Below are 15,171 nucleotides of genomic sequence, written 5' to 3'. Positions count from 1 at the left end.
TTACAGCGAGCCGATGCTGGACTGCGGGTTGAGCGCGAAACCCCAATCGAACAAGCTGCCGGCTTGATCCCAGTAGGTCGGTCCGCCCGGCTTCAACAGCCCGTACATCATCGCGACCACCAGACGGCGCCCACCGCGCGAAGCGGCGCCGACGAAGGTCTTGCGGGCCGCGTTGGTGAACCCGGTCTTGCCGCCGATGGCGCCCGGATAGCGGGTCAGCAGTTCGTCCTGGTTGGTGATGGGGCGTTCGCCCCCGTCAGGCGTGTCGGCGGGGAACATCGCCGACGGCTCGGAAGTGATGTGGGCGAACATCGGGTTGGCCATCGCGGCCCGGAAGATGACGGCCAGGTCGTGGGCGGTCGAGGCCCCGGAGCCGTTGGGCCCGTCCAGGCCGGACGGGGTGGCGGCTTGGGTGCTGGTCGCCCCGAGTGAGGCGGCCTTCGCGTTCATCTTGGCCACCGTGACGTCGGCGCCGCCCAGCAGGTGCGCCAGTGTGTTGGCGGCATCGTTGCCGGAAACCAGCAGCAGCCCGTCGAGCAGCTGACGCGCCGTGTAGGTGCGGCCGGGTTTGATGCCGACACAGTTGCACTCGACCTGGGTGTCGGCGACGTCGGCGACGACGGTGGAATCCAGGCTCACCTGGTCCAGGACCACCAGCGCCAACAGCACCTTGATGGTGCTCGCGGGCGGGTGGGCCACGTTCTGGTCGCGGTCGGCCAGCACCTGACCACTGTCGAGATCGGCCAGGATCCAGGTCTGGGCCGGACCGTCGGGGATCGGCACCGAGCCGACCGGCTGCAGACTGTCGGCCCGGGACATGGGAGCGGTCGCCGCGCCGACGGTGGCACCGCAGGTGCCGACCATGAGCAGAGCAGCAACTGCGGCGATGAGTTTCCGCATGGGCGCAAAGTTTAACGTCCAGGCCCGCGCGACGCCCGTGGTGTCGTTACCTCACGGGCACCAGGGCGGCACCGGGCAGAACGGAAGCGCAGGTAGCGGTAGGTAGGAAGTCTGGGTGGGCACCGGACCGGGCGGAGGCGGCTTCTTGAACGGAAGCGACGACCACGAGTAGAAGGTGCCGGTGCCGATGTCGTGGACGCCCGCGTAATCCCAGTAGAAGTCGTGGCAGACATTCGAGTCCCACGGCATTGGCCTGCCCGCCGGATCGGGGTCACCCGGGCACCAGCGCTGGCAGGAGCTTCCCGGCGCACAGCCCCCGGGAGCGGCCGCGGCGAAACGCTCGGCCTGGCCAAGCGCAGCCAACCCGGCGCACAACAACGCCGCCGTTGCTAAGCAGGCGATTCCTGCCTTCATAGCTGGGATTATTCTCCTCGACGGCTTTGCGCGGTACTGCGATTTACCTGGCCAGTCCCCGGCACGCTGCCCGGGGAGGCCCGGGTGTTGAATCGATAGCTATGAGTGAACGAATCGACTACGCACAGGTGGCCCCGCGGGGTGTGAAGGCGCTTGGTGGCGTCCACCTCTACGTCAGCCAGTCGGGTCTGTCGCCGGAGCTTTTGACCAGCGTGTACCTGCGGGTGTCACTGATCAACGGTTGCGCCTACTGCATCGACATGCACTCGCGGGAACTGCGCGATTTGGGGGTGTCGAACGAAAAGATCGCCCTGGTCCCGGTGTGGGAGGAAGCCGGTGAGCTGTTCGATAGCCGCGAGCGGGCCGCCCTGGCGTGGGCGGAAAGCGTCACCCGGATATCGCGCACCGGTGCGCCCGACAGCGCGTATGCGGCGGTATCGGCGCACTTCGACGACAAGGAACTGGTCGACTTGACGCTGGCAATCGGGCTGATGAACACCTACAACCGGTTGGCGATCAGCTTCCGCAGCCCGCCGGCAGCGGTGAAACACGCTGAAACACAGCAGAACTGACCAGCGGTCAGCCAGCAGCGGAGGCGCCTCGCTGCCGACAACACCCCGGGTGTTGAATCGATGCATGTTGAGCCTGGCCGAAATTTCTGACCGTCTGGAGATCCAGCAGCTGATGGTGGACTATTCCACCGCCATTGATCAGCGCCGATTCGACGATTTGGACAAGGTGTTCACCGAAGACGCCTACATCGATTACACGGCGCTGGGCGGTATCGAAGGCCCCTATCCCGAGGTCAAGAAGTGGCTGTCCGAGGTGCTGCCGGGCTTTCCGGTGTACGCGCACATGCTCGGCAACTTCTCGGTCCAGGTCGACGGTGACAAGGCCTCGTCGCGGGTGATCTGCTTCAACCCGATGGTTTTTCCCGCCGACCCGGCCAAGAAGCAAGACCAGGTGATGTTCTGCGGCCTCTGGTACGACGACGAGTTCGTGCGCACCGCGGAGGGCTGGCGGATGACGCGCCGGGTCGAGACGAAGGTCTTCCAGAAGGTGATGTGAGGCCGCGGTGCAGGCCGCGGCTGGGCGAATTTCTTCCGAGGGCCGTCCTTCTGGCACAATAGGCGGCTGTCCGCCGCGCGACCCGCCCCGTTTTCGGGGTGCTTGTTCGGTGGTCATACACGCAAGGCAAAACCGGACCCGGGCATTCCGTCCCGATCGCTGAATTGCAGCGTGACACACACAGGAGAAATCGCTCAACCATGGCCGTCAAGATCAAGCTCGCGCGGTTTGGCAAAATCCGCAATCCCCAGTACCGCATCGCCGTCGCCGACGCACGCAACCGCCGCGACGGCCGCTCGATCGAGGTGATCGGCCGTTATCACCCGAAGCAAGAGCCGAGCCTCATCCAAATCGACTCCGAGCGCGCCCAGTACTGGCTCTCCGTGGGGGCTCAGCCGACCGAACCCGTCCTCAAGCTGCTGAAGATCACCGGCGACTGGCAGAAGTTCAAAGGCCTGCCCGGCACCGAGGGCACCCTGAAGGTCGCCGCGCCCAAGCCCAGCAAGCTGGAGCTGTTCAACGCCGCGCTGGCCGAGGCGGACGGCGGACCGACCACCGAGGCCGCGAAGCCGAAGAAGAAGGCCCCGGCCAAGAAGGCCGCGAAGGCCGACGAGCCCAGCACTGAAGCCGCAACCGAAGCCACTACTGAAGCCGCAACGGAAGCCGAGGCGCAAACGCCCGCGGCCGAGGCTGAAAAGCCCGCGGCTGAGGCTGAAAAGCCCGCCGAGGCAGCCGCCGAGGGTGGCGAACAGCCCGAACCGACCACCGAAAGCTGACTGTCGCAATGAGTACGGTCGTCGTCGACGCTGTTGAACATCTGGTCCGCGGAATCGTGGACAACCCTGACGATGTCCGGGTGGACCTCGTGACGAGCCGGCGGGGTCGGACGGTCGAGGTCCATGTCCATCCCGACGATCTGGGCAAGGTGATCGGTCGCGGGGGACGTACCGCGACCGCGTTGCGCACGCTGGTCGCCGGCATCGGCGGCCGCGGTATCCGTGTCGACGTGGTGGACACCGACCAGTAGCGGAGCGCGCTCATGGAGCTGCTCGTCGGGCGCGTCGTAAAAGCCCACGGCATCACCGGCGAGTTGGTCGTCGAGGCTCACACCGATGACCCCGGCGCCCGGTTTGCGTCGGGTAATACCTTGCGCGCCAAGCCATCCCGCAGCCGCGCAGACGGCAAGGGCCAGGAGCGCAGCTACATTGTCGCTGCCATGCGCGATCATGGCGGGCGGCTGCTGGTGCGATTGGACGGAGTGGACGACCGCGACGCCGCCGACGGGTTGCGCGGCAGCCTCTTTGTCGTGGACTCCGACGACCTCCCGCCGATCGACGAGCCGGACACCTACTACGACCACCAGCTCGAAGGCCTGCACGTTCGCACCGCGACGGGCCAGGATGTCGGCGTCGTCGCCGAAGTGCTGCACACCGCTGGCGGAGAGTTGCTGGCGGTACGCCGAAGTGACGACGGCGAAACCCGGGAATTGTTGGTGCCGTTCGTGAATGCGATCGTCACGTCGGTGTCGCTGGACGACCGGATGGTCGAAATCGACCCGCCCGAGGGCCTGCTGGATTTGGAGTAGCGGGTGCGCATCGACGTCATCACGATTTTTCCGGCATACCTGGACCCGTTGCGACAATCGTTGCCGGGCAAGGCGATCGAGTCGGGTCTGGTCGATCTCCAGGTGCACGATTTGCGGCGGTGGACCCACGATGTGCATCGCTCGGTCGACGACGCGCCCTATGGCGGCGGCCCCGGCATGGTGATGAAGGCGCCGGTGTGGGGCGACGCACTGGATGAAATCTCGTCCAGTGAAACACTATTGGTTATTCCGAGCCCCGCCGGTGAGCTGTTCGCCCAAGCAACCGCCCAGCGCTGGAGCGCCGAAAAGCACCTGGTGTTCGCCTGCGGCCGCTACGAGGGCATCGACCAGCGCGTCGTCGAGGATGCCGGTCGGCGGATGCGGGTCGAAGAAGTGTCGATCGGCGACTATGTGCTGCCGGGCGGCGAGTCCGCGGCCATTGTGATGATCGAGGCCGTAGTGCGCCTGATGGACGGCGTGCTGGGCAATCCTGCGTCGCATCGCGAGGATTCGCACTCGCCGGTGCTCGAGGGTCTGTTGGAGGGGCCCAGCTACACCCGGCCGCCGAGCTGGCGGGACCTCGAGGTCCCCGAGGTTCTACTGTCCGGCGATCATGCGCGCATTGCCGCCTGGCGCCGGGAGGTTTCGCTGCAGCGCACCCGCGATCGCCGCCCCGATCTCGAGCCGGGCAAATCGTCTGGCGCTTAGAAGGTTGTGGGCCCGATCCGGCCGTTGGGGAACATCGTTTTGACCGCCTGGGTGATCGTCGCGCGCGCCGTGGCGTCGTCGGAGGACTGCAGCGACTCGACCACCACGATGTAGCGGCGGTCCGCGCCCACCACGCCGGTGGACAGATGCATCCACTCGGTGCCGATACAGCACATCCAGCCTTGCTTGACCGCCACTGGCTCCGCGAACAAACCGTCGGGGATGCCGAACCGCTGCGGGTAGCCGTCGATACCGTTCGGGGTGGATTGGGCCAGGTCGTTGACGATGATCTTGGCCCGCTCCGCGGGGAGCCCGCCGGCCCCGTCGAGCAACTTGTCGTAGTAGTAGATCAGGTCGGTCAGCGAGCTCATCGTGTTCCACCAGCGTCCGTCCGAGGGCGGGGTGGTGGACGCCAGCCCGTATCGGCTCGCCACCTGGCTGATGATGTTGTCGCCGCCGCCCTGATCCCAGAACTTCTCGGCGGCTCCGTCGTCGGACGACTGCAACATGACGTCCAATGCCTGACGGTCGCTAGGGGACAAGGTGGTCTTGCCCTGGGCTTCCTGTAGTAGCAGGTCGTCGGCGATGAACAGCTTGGCCACCGACGCGGTACCGATGATCTGGGTGTTGCCGTTGGAGATCAGCTCATGGGTCCTGCGGTCCAGGATGCCCACCGAGAGCGTGGCCCCGCTGGCGGCGGCCTGTTCGGTTGCCTGCTGGATGCGGGCCTGCAGACCGCCGGATCCGGCGTTGGGCGGCGCCTCGGGCATCCCGGGCGTCTCGACGGTGTCCAGCAGCAGCTGAATGAGTTGCGGCTCGCGATCGGGCGCGCCGGGGGTGGACTTGCTGGATACCTTCGTTTGGGCCTTTGCCTGGGCCTTTGCCACGAGCATCGCTTCGTCACACCCGGCCAACACCAGCGTCACCGCCGCGATGGCGGCGAGCGCGGTGAGCGGGCGTGCACGCATCTGTTCTTCTCCCAGTCCACTAATGTAAATATGCATTTAGGCGGCCGTACCGCAATCTGCCCCGGGCGAGCGCGTATTGACCCCAGTCATATGTACCACTCACCAGCGAGTTCGGCGCGCCGTGAACCGCAGGGTTTACCTGTGATTTTCAATGCACGCCGGGTGTCTGGCACAATTGACCAGTTGTCTCCAGCGGTAGTCGGCCGGCCGGGCCGCTTTCCGCCTGCTGCGACATACGACCCGAAGCCCGAAACCCCTCGGCTTTAACGACCACCCCCGCGTGCGGCGCAGTTGCCGCACGCCGTGACCGCAAGGAAGTGTCTCTCAGATGAACAGGCTGGACTTCATCGACCAGGCGTCGCTGCGCGACGACATCCCGGCCTTCAGCCCGGGCGACACCATCAACGTGCACGTCAAGGTCATCGAGGGCGCCAAGGAGCGGGTCCAGGTGTTCAAGGGCGTGGTGATCCGCCGGCAGGGCGGTGGCATCCGCGAGACCTTCACCGTGCGCAAGGAGAGCTATGGGGTCGGCGTCGAGCGGACTTTCCCGGTGCATTCGCCGACCATCGACCATATCGAGGTGGTGACCCGTGGCGATGTCCGCCGCGCCAAGCTCTACTACCTGCGTGAACTCCGCGGCAAGAAGGCCAAGATCAAGGAGAAGCGCTGACCGCGCACGTCTCGGCGGCCGCTGCGGCTCGCTTGTCCGGTCTAGAAGACGCTTTACAAACACACAAACTGCGCTGGCTACTCTGATCTCGTGACGGATTCCACGGACTCACCTGAGCCCCAGTCCGAGCCTGGTCAGTCGGAGCCGAAGGTCTCCACCCGCGCCCCAGACGCGACCTTGAACGAAGCGGCCGACGCCACCACCCAGCCCGAACCGGGGGATGAGCCCGACGCGGACGAGGCGGAACCCAAGAAGAAGTCCGCGCTGCGCGAGCTCGCGATCCTGGCGGTTACCGCGATCGTCCTCTACTACGTCATGTTGACGTTCGTGGCGCGTCCGTACCTGATTCCGTCGGAGTCCATGGAGCCCACGCTGCACGGATGTACGGGCTGCGTCGGCGACCGGATCATGGTCGACAAGCTCAGTTACCGCTTCGGCTCGCCGCACCCCGGTGATGTCATCGTCTTCAAGGGACCGCCGTCCTGGAACACCGGATACAAGTCGATCCGGTCCAACAACACCGCGCTGCGCTGGATCCAGAACACGTTGTCGTTCGTCGGATTCGTGCCTCCGGACGAGAACGATCTGGTGAAGCGGGTCATCGCGGTCGGCGGGCAGACGGTGCAGTGCCGTGCTGATACCGGGTTGACGGTCAACGGCAAGCCACTCAAGGAGCCGTTCCTGAATCCGGCCACCATGATGGCCGACCCGTCGGTGTACCCGTGCCTGGGCAGCGAGTTCGGGCCGGTCACCGTCCCACCAGAACGGCTGTGGGTGATGGGGGACAACCGCACCCATTCGGCGGACTCGCGCGCCCACTGCACCAGCACCCCGGCCGACGCGATCAAAGGCATCCTGTGCACCGGCGATCCGATGTCGGGGACGGTGCCGGTGGCCAATGTCATCGGCAAGGCCAGGTTCATCGTCTGGCCGCCGGCACGATGGGGCGGCGTCGGTTCGGTGAACCCTCAGCAAGGTCAGTAGCCATGGCCACGACGTGGCCGCCGCGGACGGTGATCCGCAAATTGTCGGGGCTACGCACCCTGGAATCGGCGCTGCATCGCGGCGGTCTGGGACCGGTGGCCGGGGTGGACGAGGTGGGCCGCGGTGCCTGCGCGGGCCCGCTGGTCGTTGCGGCCTGCGTGTTGGGGCCGAACCGCCTGGAAAGTCTTGCCGCCCTTGATGATTCGAAGAAACTCACCGAGAAGGTTCGGGAGAAGCTGTTCCCCCTGATCTGCCGTTACGCGGTGGCCTATCACGTGGTGTTCATCACGTCGGTCGAAGTCGACCGGCGCGGCGTGCACGTAGCCAATATCGAAGGCATGCGGCGTGCGGTGGCCGGTCTGCCGGTGCGCCCCGGTTACGTGCTGAGCGACGGCTTTCGCGTGCCCGGGCTGCCGATGCCCTCGTTGCCGGTGATCGGTGGGGACGCGGCCGCCGCCTGCATCGCCGCCGCCAGCGTGCTGGCGAAGGTGAGCCGGGACCGGCTGATGGTCGCGATGGACGCCGACCATCCGGGTTACGGTTTCGCCGACCACAAGGGTTACAGCACTCCCGCGCACAGCACGGCGCTGAGCCGGCTCGGACCGTGTGCTGAGCACCGCTATTCGTTCATCAACGTCCGGCGCGTGGCCTCGCCATCCCGGCAGGGCTCCCGCACGCAGGTGGTGGCCGAATGCAAACCGGACCCTCCGGGCGAGCGCGGCGGATACCCGTGAGGAAAGATGGAAGCAGACTTCTCACCCGGCGACCATGCTGTCCAGCAGCGGCCCGAACGGGGAGTCGGGAAACTGCAGGGAAAAGGACGTCTGAACAGATGAGTGGCAGATGAGCGCGGAGGATCTCGAAAAGTACGAAACTGAGATGGAGCTCTCGCTCTACCGCGAATACAAGGACATCGTCGGCCAGTTCAGCTACGTCGTGGAAACCGAACGGCGCTTCTACCTGGCCAACAGCGTGGAGATGGTGCCGCGCAACGCCGAGGGCGAGGTGTACTTCGAGCTCCGACTCTCCGATGCCTGGGTCTGGGACATGTACCGGCCGGCCCGGTTCGTCAAGCAGGTGCGGGTGGTCACGTTCAAAGACGTCAACATCGAAGAAGTCGAGAAGCCCGAGCTGCGGCTACCCGAATAGCGGCCGGCTATGTGCCGGGCGGGAGTCCCTGCTCGCCGTTGGTTGGCAGGCCGCCCCGCCGATCGATGACCTCTCGCGCCACATCGGCCAGCTTGATATTCAGCCCCTGGGAGTGCCGGCGCAGCAGGTCGAACGCCTCGTCTTCGGTCATCCCATGCAGCAGCATCAACATACCGACCGCCTTGCCGATTTCGCGGTTGCTGAGCAGTCCCCGTCGCAGGCTGGCGGCATCTTCCCCCTTAGCCACCGCGTTGATGGCCACGCTGGCGAACGAGGCCAGCACCGCGGCTCGGCCGGCGGACTCGTCGTCGAAACTGTTGGGGGTGTCGCTGAACAGGTTGAGCGCGGCCCCCTTGCGTTTGTTGACCAGGAGCCGAAATCCCATGGCCCCGCGCACCGGCGTCTCCTCGACAAGCTTGGCCGCCAGCTTGGGCCACAGGGAGGGGGTCGTCAGATCGGTGTCGATCTGGGGAGTCTCTTCCTCGATCGCGTCGACGCAGGGGCCGTCGCCGGCGCGGCGTTCCATCTCGTCGATTTCCCATGCGACCCGGTCGCTCGCGCCGACGGTGAGGTAGCGATCGTTGTCGAGCACCAACAGGCTGGCGTGGTCACAGCCGCGCACGGTCAACGTCGCGGCGATGCAGATCGCCGCGTACATCTCCTTGACGTCCGAGCCTTGATAAATGATCTCGGCGAGGGCCGCGAATACCGTCGCTGGGTCGGCCTTCTCGCCGCCCGGCGGGAATTCCTCCGATTCGTCTGCCATGTTGTGCCTCACTTCTGGCGGTGTCGGTGCGTGAGCCCCACCCGCTGTCTCCCCATTACCTAATCCCTTAGTGACCGATGCAGATGCGGTGCACCACGCCGATAACCGAAGACCCAAGAAGACATTAGAACAAACACGCCCGTTAACCACCGACTTCCGGGCTGGAGGCTTGGATTCACGCGAGATTTGGCCACACCCCCGGGTGTGACGACAGCGACATCGCTGCACGCGCGATCAGTTACGAAGCCAAGGTAATTTGTTTGTGTGAGGTTTGAGCACTCGGCCGCGTCTCGTGACGCGTCTGCCGACTACGACGAGCACGCGATAACCGTAGCGCCGCAAAAGCATGAGGCGGCGGGAGTGCGGGCGGTGATGGTCTCGATGCAACGTGGGCTGGAGCAGATGGGCGCGCTGCGCACCGCGGCGGCGCTGGCTCGGCTCAATCAGCGTCACGGCTTCGACTGCCCGGGCTGCGCATGGCCGGAAGAGCACGGCGGACGCAAGTTGGCCGAATTCTGCGAGAACGGCGCCAAGGCCGTTGCCGAGGAGGCCACCAAGCGCACCGTCACGCCAGAATTTTTCGCGAGGCATTCGGTAGCCGAGCTGTCGGCAAAGCCCGAGTATTGGCTTTCCCAGCAGGGACGTCTGACGCACCCCATGGTGCTGCGGCCCGGTGCGGACCACTACCAGCCGATCAGCTGGGATGCTGCCTATCAGTTGATCGCCGAGCAGCTCAATGCGCTGGCTAGCCCCGATGAAGCGCTGTTTTACACGTCGGGTCGCACGAGCAACGAAGCGGCGTTCTGCTACCAGCTGTTGGTCCGCTGCTTCGGTACCAACAACCTGCCCGACTGCTCGAACATGTGTCATGAGTCTTCGGGTTCGGCGCTGACCGAATCGATCGGCATCGGAAAGGGTTCGGTCACCGTCGACGACGTCGAGCGCGCCGACCTGATCATCATCGCCGGACAAAATCCTGGCACCAATCACCCGCGGATGCTGTCAGTCCTGGAGAAGGCAAAGGCCAACGGCGCCAAGATCATTGCGGTGAACCCACTGCCCGAGGCTGGGTTGATCCGGTTCAAGGATCCGCAAAAGGTGAACGGGGTTGTGGGACAAGGTGTCTCAATCGCCGACGAATTCGTGCAGATCCGCCTTGGCGGCGACATGGCGTTGTTCGCCGGGCTGGGCCGTTTGTTGCTCGAAGCCGACGACCGCGCCCCCGGCAGCGTGATCGACCAGGCATTCGTCGACGCGCATTGTGCCGGGTTCGACGAGTACCGGCGTCGGACCGTCGAGGTCGACCTCGACACGGTGCTGGCAGCCGCCGGGTTGCAACGGGACCAACTCGACCGCGTCGCCGCGATGTTGATGGCCTCGGAGCGCACGGTCGTGTGCTGGGCGATGGGCTTGACCCAGCACACGCACGCCGTGGCCACCATCGGCGAGGTCACCAACCTGCTGCTGCTGCGCGGCATGATCGGCAAACCGGGCGCTGGGGTGTGTCCGGTGCGCGGGCATTCCAACGTGCAAGGCGACCGGACGATGGGCATCTGGGAGCAGATGCCCGAGGAGTTCCTGGCGGCCCTGGATCGCGAGTTCGGCATCACCAGCCCGCGCAAGCACGGTTACGACACCGTGGCGGGCATCCGCGCCATGCGGGACGGGCAAGCCAAGGTGTTCATCGGCATGGGTGGCAACTTCGCCTCGGCCACGCCCGACACCGCTGTCACCGAGGCGGCGTTGCACAGTTGCGCATTGACGGTGCAGATTTCCACCAAGCTCAACCGCAGCCACCTCGTGCACGGGACCACCGCGCTGATCCTGCCGACCCTGGGCCGCACCGACCGCGATATCCGCAGTGGACGCAAACAGGTTGTCTCGGTCGAGGATTCGATGTCGATGGTGCATCTGTCCCGCGGCAGCCTGCAGCCACCCGGCGACGAGCTGCGCAGCGAAGTGGAAATCGTGTGCCGGCTGGCCCGTACCGTGCTCGGCGACCAGCACCCGGTGCCTTGGGAGCGCCTCGCGGCCGACTACGACACCATCCGCGACGCGATCGCCGCGGTGGTCCCCGGCTGCGCCGACTACAACCGCAAGGTCCGTGCGCCCGACGGATTTCAGCTTCCGCACCCGCCCCGCGATGCGCGCGAATTCCACACCAGCACCGGCAAAGCGAACTTCGCCATCAATCCGCTGCAGTGGGTGCCGGTGCCGCCGGGCCGGCTGGTGCTGCAGACCCTGCGCAGCCACGACCAGTACAACACCACGATCTACGGGCTCGACGACCGTTATCGCGGGGTCAAGGGTGGCCGTCGCGTTGTGTTCATCAATCCCGCCGACATCGAAATGCTCGGCCTGACCGCCGGTGAGCGCGTCGATTTGGTGTCGGAGTGGACCGATGCCGATAGCCGCCTGCAGGAGCGGCGCGCAAAGGACTTCCTGGTAGTGGCGTATTCGACTCCGGTCGGCAATGCCGCGGCCTACTATCCGGAGACCAATCCGTTGGTTCCGCTGGATCACACCGCCGCCATATCGAACACCCCGGCGTCGAAAGCGGTCGTCATCCGGGTGGAATCGGCGGCCATTGCGGCCGGTTCCCTCGGCAATGAAATCAGTTGATGGGAAACGTCACCGCGCGCCGGCGGGCAACGCACCTCAACGCAGGTCGGGCAATCACCCGCCCCGAAACCCTGGCCGTGGAGGAGCCGCTGGAGATCCGCGTCAACGGCTCGCCGGTCACCGTGACCATGCGGACCCCCGGTGCGGATATCGAACTCGCGCAGGGCTTTCTGCTCACCGAAGGCGTGATCACGCGGCGCGAAGACGTGCTGACCATCCGCTACTGCGCCGGCCGCGGTGAGGATGGCGCCAACACCTACAACGTTCTGGATGTCACGCTGGCCCCGGGCGTGGAACCGCCCGATCTCAATGTGACCCGCAACTTCTACACCACCTCCTCGTGCGGGGTCTGCGGCAAGGCGTCACTAGACGCCGTGCGGGTAATCAGCCGCTTCTCGCCGGGGGATGACCCCGTCACGGTCGCTGCCGCCACTCTCAAGGCGATGCCCGGTCAACTGCGCAGTGCGCAAAAGGTTTTCGACAGCACCGGGGGACTGCACGCCGCTGCGCTGTTCGACGCTGACGGCACGATGCTGGTGGTCCGTGAGGACATCGGCCGGCACAACGCCGTCGACAAGGTAATCGGTTGGGCGCTGGAGCACGGGCGGGTCCCGCTGAGCGGTGCGGTGCTGTTGGTCAGCGGACGGGCGTCGTTCGAGCTGACGCAGAAGGCCGTGCTGGCAGGCATTCCCGTGCTGGCCGCGGTGTCCGCGCCGTCGTCGCTGGCGGTGTCGCTGGCCGAGGAATCCGCGCTCACGCTGGTGGCGTTCCTGCGTGCGGACTCGATGAACGTCTACACCCGCGCCGACCGGATCACCTAGCGCCGGCTTCGAAAACCGTTAGCATTAGCCGCATTCGGCGACGACCGGGGTCTGCGGTCGGAACTTCATCCGGTAGTGCAGCGGGCTGGTGCCGACCTGCCGGCGGAAGTGTCGCCTTAAAGCGACGCCGTTGCGGAATCCGGCCCGTCGCGCCAAGTCCCGAGGTGTCGATGGCCGGTGCGGCGGGTGGAGCAGTGTCTTCGCATGTCACATCTCGATCGTGCCGTCGCCCGCGCCGCGGGTGTGAGGTCTTGACAGGCCGAAGTTCGATCGTTTCCGGCCACCGCGTTGCGCTGGCTGGCGTGCCGCTAGCGCACTGAGGTTGCGCGGAGTTGTTTGCGGTAGGCAGCCTTGGTTGAGTCGATGGTAGCTGCAGAAGATTTGGGCGCCGGGCCGCCGAGGTGCCGATGACGAAGGTCATCGGCGAGTTCTGCCCATATCTGCGGGCCCTGTTCGTATACGTAGGCGAAATAAGGTCCGGTAATCGGGCTGGCCGGCCGATTCTTATTGCCCCAGGTGCCTATCGAGATCATCATCGGCAGGAGTTCGATGCCCGCCTCGGTCAGGCTGTAGACGATTTTCTGCTTATGGGTGGCATCGTCGCTGGTGCTTAACAGACCTTCGTCGACGAGGTTTCGCAGCCGCGCAGCCAGGGTGTTGGAGGCGATTTTCTCCTCGGAGTTCTGCAGCAGTACGCGAAAGCGGCGCCGGTCGGCGAAAATGATGTCGCGCAACACGACAAGGCTCCACCGATCGCCAAGCAGTTCGGCGGTCAGATTAATCGGGCAGTCGGAGCGACCAGTTGTAGCCACCGGATTACCTTCATTCTCGCATTGTTGAACATTGTTGATACTGGTTGCAGCATACAACCAGTATCAACAATTGGTGTCGTCGGCGGTCTGGCACCCGCGAATGCGGGAAGATATCGCCTTCGAGTTTGCGGGCAACGGGGCAATTCACATGCGGGCGAACGTCTCTGTGTTCGCCCCGGGCGATCAGTCAGGCGTCGGCGGTCTGTCTGATCGGCATGTGATCGACAAACCAGTCCCGGGCGGCATATCCCGCAACACCGAAATGTGTTGAGTAGGTATCGAAGTGACCTCCCGGGTGCACGACGAGTTTTTTAGGTTCTCCGGCGGTGGCGAACACCTGACGCTGGATCTCGACAAATGTGCAGGTGTCGTGTTCACCGACCACCATCAGCAGCGGCTTGGGAGCCACGAACGGCACCCACCCGGCAGGTTCGAAGTCGATCAGATACTCCATTGAGCGCAATGTGACGGTATTACGCCATGTTCCCGCGGCCTCGAACGCCTGGATGTCGTCGGCACTCATGGCCGGCGGCAGCGCACAGAATGCGCCCGGCTCGCTGGTGAACACCGGCACCATTTCGGGATCCGCGCCGGCCAGTCGCGCGGCCCGGTCCTTGACGCTACGACGGCGAACTTCGGCGATACCGTCCTCGCCGAGTAGTAGGGGCGCATTGCGATGTCCGCTCACATTGGGGATCTGCGCGACGACGGTGCCCACCCGCGTATCGCACGCCGCCACCACCATCGCCAGCCCGCCCGCGTAACTAGATCCGAACACCCCGACCGTCACCGCGTCGTCGAACTGCGGCTGTGTCAATGCGAACGTGATCGCGTCTTGCCAGTCGCAGATCTGCTGGTAGGGGTTCACTTCGTAGCGAGGCAGCCCATCGGATGCGCCGAAGGAGCGATGGTCGTAGAGCAGCACGCTGAATCCGGACTTGGCAAACAAGGCGGCGTAGTGGTTCAGCTGTTCTTTCACACCGCTAAAGCCATGTGCCATAACGATTCCCGGTGCACTTCCCTCCGTTTCAGGGGTGTGCAGAAAGCCGCGCAGGACGGTCCCGTCCTCAGTCGCGAACTCGATATCTCGTTTCATGGATCTCCTTGAGTCGGGCCTCGGTGCGGCGAGTGACCGCAGCCACAATCCGATCTTATCCTGAAAGTGGTTGCATTATGCAATCAGATTGGTTAGGTTTCGAAGAGCGAATACCGAGGCAGCGAGCCGCACCGCACACGGGCTCGCTAGATCACGAATCAAAGGAGAGAACACATGCCCCTCTGGCACATTTACACTCCGGTCGGCGCATATTCTGCCGAGGACAAGAAGGCCATGTCAGCTGCACTGATGCGGATCTACGTGGACGCGGGCCTGCCGAAGTTCTACGTCAACGTGCTCTTCCACGAGGTCGACGAGGGGAACTTCTTCATCGGCGGCGAGCCGCGCAACAACTTCGTGCGTCTGGTGGCCGAACACATCGCCCGACAACTGCCGACCACCGAACTGCGCCGGAAGGCGATGGCGTTCCTCGAGGCACAGATTGCTCCGTTTGTGAGGGATCGCGGATACGACTGGGAGATTCACATCAACGAGACACCGTTCGACTTCTGGCAGGTGCAAGGTTTGATACCGCCGCGGGCCGAGTCGGAGGCCGAGAAGCTGTGGGCGACAGGAAATCGGCCCGTCCCCTACCAGACGGTCTGACC

General features: G+C 65.0%; 18 protein-coding genes and 1 pseudogene. 13 read left to right on the top strand and 6 right to left on the bottom strand.

Features of this window, described 5'->3' with window-relative positions; translation table 11 throughout:
- Together ACTXG5_RS24325 and ACTXG5_RS24320 are read right to left on the bottom strand one after the other, a co-directional pair.
- A complete protein-coding gene (locus ACTXG5_RS24325) occupies positions 1-900 on the bottom strand; it encodes a D-alanyl-D-alanine carboxypeptidase family protein (RefSeq protein ID WP_445161225.1) in 900 nt (299 codons plus the stop codon).
- A 51-nt stretch (positions 901-951) separates the two neighbouring features.
- On the bottom strand, positions 952-1,314 hold the full coding sequence (locus tag ACTXG5_RS24320; RefSeq protein WP_445161224.1) for a hypothetical protein: 363 nt from the start codon (positions 1,312-1,314) through the stop codon (positions 952-954).
- A gap of 101 nt (positions 1,315-1,415) precedes the next feature.
- On the opposite strand from ACTXG5_RS24320, the gene ACTXG5_RS24315 reads away from it, so the two are divergent.
- From ACTXG5_RS24315 to trmD, 6 genes are all read left to right on the top strand, one after another.
- On the top strand, positions 1,416-1,886 hold the full coding sequence (locus ACTXG5_RS24315) for a carboxymuconolactone decarboxylase family protein (RefSeq protein ID WP_445161223.1): 471 nt from the start codon (positions 1,416-1,418) through the stop codon (positions 1,884-1,886).
- A gap of 64 nt (positions 1,887-1,950) precedes the next feature.
- The gene (locus ACTXG5_RS24310; protein WP_445161222.1) at positions 1,951-2,382 is read left to right on the top strand and encodes a nuclear transport factor 2 family protein; all 432 of its coding nucleotides are present in this window, start codon (positions 1,951-1,953) and stop codon (positions 2,380-2,382) included.
- Positions 2,383-2,582: 200 nt separating this feature from the next.
- Complete coding sequence (gene rpsP, locus ACTXG5_RS24305) at positions 2,583-3,158, top strand: 30S ribosomal protein S16 (protein ID WP_445161221.1); 576 nt, start codon at positions 2,583-2,585, stop codon at positions 3,156-3,158.
- Between the two features lie 8 nt (positions 3,159-3,166).
- Positions 3,167-3,409, top strand: a complete 243-nt coding sequence (locus ACTXG5_RS24300) for an RNA-binding protein (protein WP_036354608.1) — start codon at positions 3,167-3,169, stop codon at positions 3,407-3,409.
- A 12-nt stretch (positions 3,410-3,421) separates the two neighbouring features.
- The gene (rimM, locus tag ACTXG5_RS24295) at positions 3,422-3,967 is read left to right on the top strand and encodes a ribosome maturation factor RimM (protein WP_445161220.1); all 546 of its coding nucleotides are present in this window, start codon (positions 3,422-3,424) and stop codon (positions 3,965-3,967) included.
- Positions 3,968-3,970: 3 nt separating this feature from the next.
- A complete protein-coding gene (gene trmD, locus ACTXG5_RS24290) occupies positions 3,971-4,675 on the top strand; it encodes a tRNA (guanosine(37)-N1)-methyltransferase TrmD (RefSeq protein ID WP_445161219.1) in 705 nt (234 codons plus the stop codon).
- Here trmD and ACTXG5_RS24285 read toward each other — a convergent pair.
- The gene (locus ACTXG5_RS24285; protein ID WP_445161218.1) at positions 4,672-5,643 is read right to left on the bottom strand and encodes a hypothetical protein; all 972 of its coding nucleotides are present in this window, start codon (positions 5,641-5,643) and stop codon (positions 4,672-4,674) included. The two genes, trmD and ACTXG5_RS24285, sit on opposite strands and share 4 nt — an antisense overlap.
- 328 nt (positions 5,644-5,971) lie before the next feature.
- Between ACTXG5_RS24285 and rplS the strand changes: the two genes are divergently transcribed.
- The 4 genes and pseudogenes from rplS to ACTXG5_RS24265 all read left to right on the top strand — a co-directional run bounded on the left by rplS (position 5,972) and on the right by ACTXG5_RS24265 (position 8,446).
- Positions 5,972-6,313 carry a 50S ribosomal protein L19 gene (gene rplS, locus ACTXG5_RS24280; RefSeq protein WP_313862369.1) on the top strand — a complete coding sequence of 114 codons (342 nt, stop codon included), beginning with the start codon at positions 5,972-5,974 and terminating at the stop codon, positions 6,311-6,313.
- A 90-nt stretch (positions 6,314-6,403) separates the two neighbouring features.
- Positions 6,404-7,297, top strand: a complete 894-nt coding sequence (gene lepB, locus ACTXG5_RS24275) for a signal peptidase I (protein ID WP_445161217.1) — start codon at positions 6,404-6,406, stop codon at positions 7,295-7,297.
- A 2-nt stretch (positions 7,298-7,299) separates the two neighbouring features.
- Positions 7,300-8,125, top strand: a pseudogene (locus ACTXG5_RS24270) (ribonuclease HII).
- Positions 8,126-8,140: 15 nt separating this feature from the next.
- Positions 8,141-8,446, top strand: a complete 306-nt coding sequence (locus ACTXG5_RS24265; RefSeq protein WP_085196486.1) for a DUF2469 domain-containing protein — start codon at positions 8,141-8,143, stop codon at positions 8,444-8,446.
- 7 nt (positions 8,447-8,453) lie between these two features.
- Here the strand turns inward: ACTXG5_RS24265 and ACTXG5_RS24260 are convergent, their stop codons facing one another.
- Entirely contained in the window at positions 8,454-9,212 is a 759-nt protein-coding gene (locus ACTXG5_RS24260) for a GAF and ANTAR domain-containing protein (RefSeq protein WP_445161216.1), read from the bottom strand.
- A 264-nt stretch (positions 9,213-9,476) separates the two neighbouring features.
- Here ACTXG5_RS24260 and ACTXG5_RS24255 point away from each other — a divergent pair, with 264 nt between their 5' ends.
- The gene (locus tag ACTXG5_RS24255) at positions 9,477-11,834 is read left to right on the top strand and encodes an FdhF/YdeP family oxidoreductase (RefSeq protein WP_445161215.1); all 2,358 of its coding nucleotides are present in this window, start codon (positions 9,477-9,479) and stop codon (positions 11,832-11,834) included.
- Positions 11,834-12,655 carry a formate dehydrogenase accessory sulfurtransferase FdhD gene (fdhD, locus tag ACTXG5_RS24250; protein ID WP_445161214.1) on the top strand — a complete coding sequence of 274 codons (822 nt, stop codon included), beginning with the start codon at positions 11,834-11,836 and terminating at the stop codon, positions 12,653-12,655. The genes ACTXG5_RS24255 and fdhD overlap by 1 nt, the downstream gene beginning before the upstream one ends.
- A 308-nt stretch (positions 12,656-12,963) precedes the next feature.
- On the opposite strand, the gene ACTXG5_RS24245 is transcribed toward fdhD, so the two are convergent.
- Complete coding sequence (locus ACTXG5_RS24245) at positions 12,964-13,524, bottom strand: winged helix-turn-helix transcriptional regulator (protein WP_445161213.1); 561 nt, start codon at positions 13,522-13,524, stop codon at positions 12,964-12,966.
- 130 nt (positions 13,525-13,654) lie between these two features.
- Positions 13,655-14,563 (bottom strand): alpha/beta hydrolase, encoded by a 909-nt coding sequence (locus ACTXG5_RS24240; RefSeq protein ID WP_445161212.1) that lies wholly within the window; start codon positions 14,561-14,563, stop codon positions 13,655-13,657.
- Between the two features lie 174 nt (positions 14,564-14,737).
- Here ACTXG5_RS24240 and ACTXG5_RS24235 point away from each other — a divergent pair, with 174 nt between their 5' ends.
- Positions 14,738-15,169 (top strand): tautomerase family protein, encoded by a 432-nt coding sequence (locus ACTXG5_RS24235; RefSeq protein WP_445161211.1) that lies wholly within the window; start codon positions 14,738-14,740, stop codon positions 15,167-15,169.
- The last annotated feature ends 2 nt before the right edge of the window (positions 15,170-15,171 follow it).

This window comes from Mycobacterium sp. Dal123C01, assembly GCF_052566995.1.
Note: the sequence above shows the minus strand (reverse complement) of the source record. Positions and strands in the feature narration are given on the sequence as shown.

What these genes read in the sequence shown, in the direction of transcription:
- ACTXG5_RS24325 (WP_445161225.1), bottom strand. Translation starts at nt 900, where the DNA reads ATGCGGAAACTCATCGCCGCAGTTGCTGCTCTGCTCATGGTCGGCACC.
- ACTXG5_RS24320 (WP_445161224.1), bottom strand. Translation starts at nt 1,314, where the DNA reads ATGAAGGCAGGAATCGCCTGCTTAGCAACGGCGGCGTTGTTGTGCGCC.
- ACTXG5_RS24315 (WP_445161223.1), top strand. Translation starts at nt 1,416, where the DNA reads ATGAGTGAACGAATCGACTACGCACAGGTGGCCCCGCGGGGTGTGAAG.
- ACTXG5_RS24310 (WP_445161222.1), top strand. Translation starts at nt 1,951, where the DNA reads ATGTTGAGCCTGGCCGAAATTTCTGACCGTCTGGAGATCCAGCAGCTG.
- rpsP (WP_445161221.1), top strand. Translation starts at nt 2,583, where the DNA reads ATGGCCGTCAAGATCAAGCTCGCGCGGTTTGGCAAAATCCGCAATCCC.
- ACTXG5_RS24300 (WP_036354608.1), top strand. Translation starts at nt 3,167, where the DNA reads ATGAGTACGGTCGTCGTCGACGCTGTTGAACATCTGGTCCGCGGAATC.
- rimM (WP_445161220.1), top strand. Translation starts at nt 3,422, where the DNA reads ATGGAGCTGCTCGTCGGGCGCGTCGTAAAAGCCCACGGCATCACCGGC.
- ACTXG5_RS24285 (WP_445161218.1), bottom strand. Translation starts at nt 5,643, where the DNA reads ATGCGTGCACGCCCGCTCACCGCGCTCGCCGCCATCGCGGCGGTGACG.
- rplS (WP_313862369.1), top strand. Translation starts at nt 5,972, where the DNA reads ATGAACAGGCTGGACTTCATCGACCAGGCGTCGCTGCGCGACGACATC.
- ACTXG5_RS24265 (WP_085196486.1), top strand. Translation starts at nt 8,141, where the DNA reads ATGAGCGCGGAGGATCTCGAAAAGTACGAAACTGAGATGGAGCTCTCG.
- ACTXG5_RS24260 (WP_445161216.1), bottom strand. Translation starts at nt 9,212, where the DNA reads ATGGCAGACGAATCGGAGGAATTCCCGCCGGGCGGCGAGAAGGCCGAC.
- fdhD (WP_445161214.1), top strand. Translation starts at nt 11,834, where the DNA reads ATGGGAAACGTCACCGCGCGCCGGCGGGCAACGCACCTCAACGCAGGT.
- ACTXG5_RS24240 (WP_445161212.1), bottom strand. Translation starts at nt 14,563, where the DNA reads ATGAAACGAGATATCGAGTTCGCGACTGAGGACGGGACCGTCCTGCGC.
- ACTXG5_RS24235 (WP_445161211.1), top strand. Translation starts at nt 14,738, where the DNA reads ATGCCCCTCTGGCACATTTACACTCCGGTCGGCGCATATTCTGCCGAG.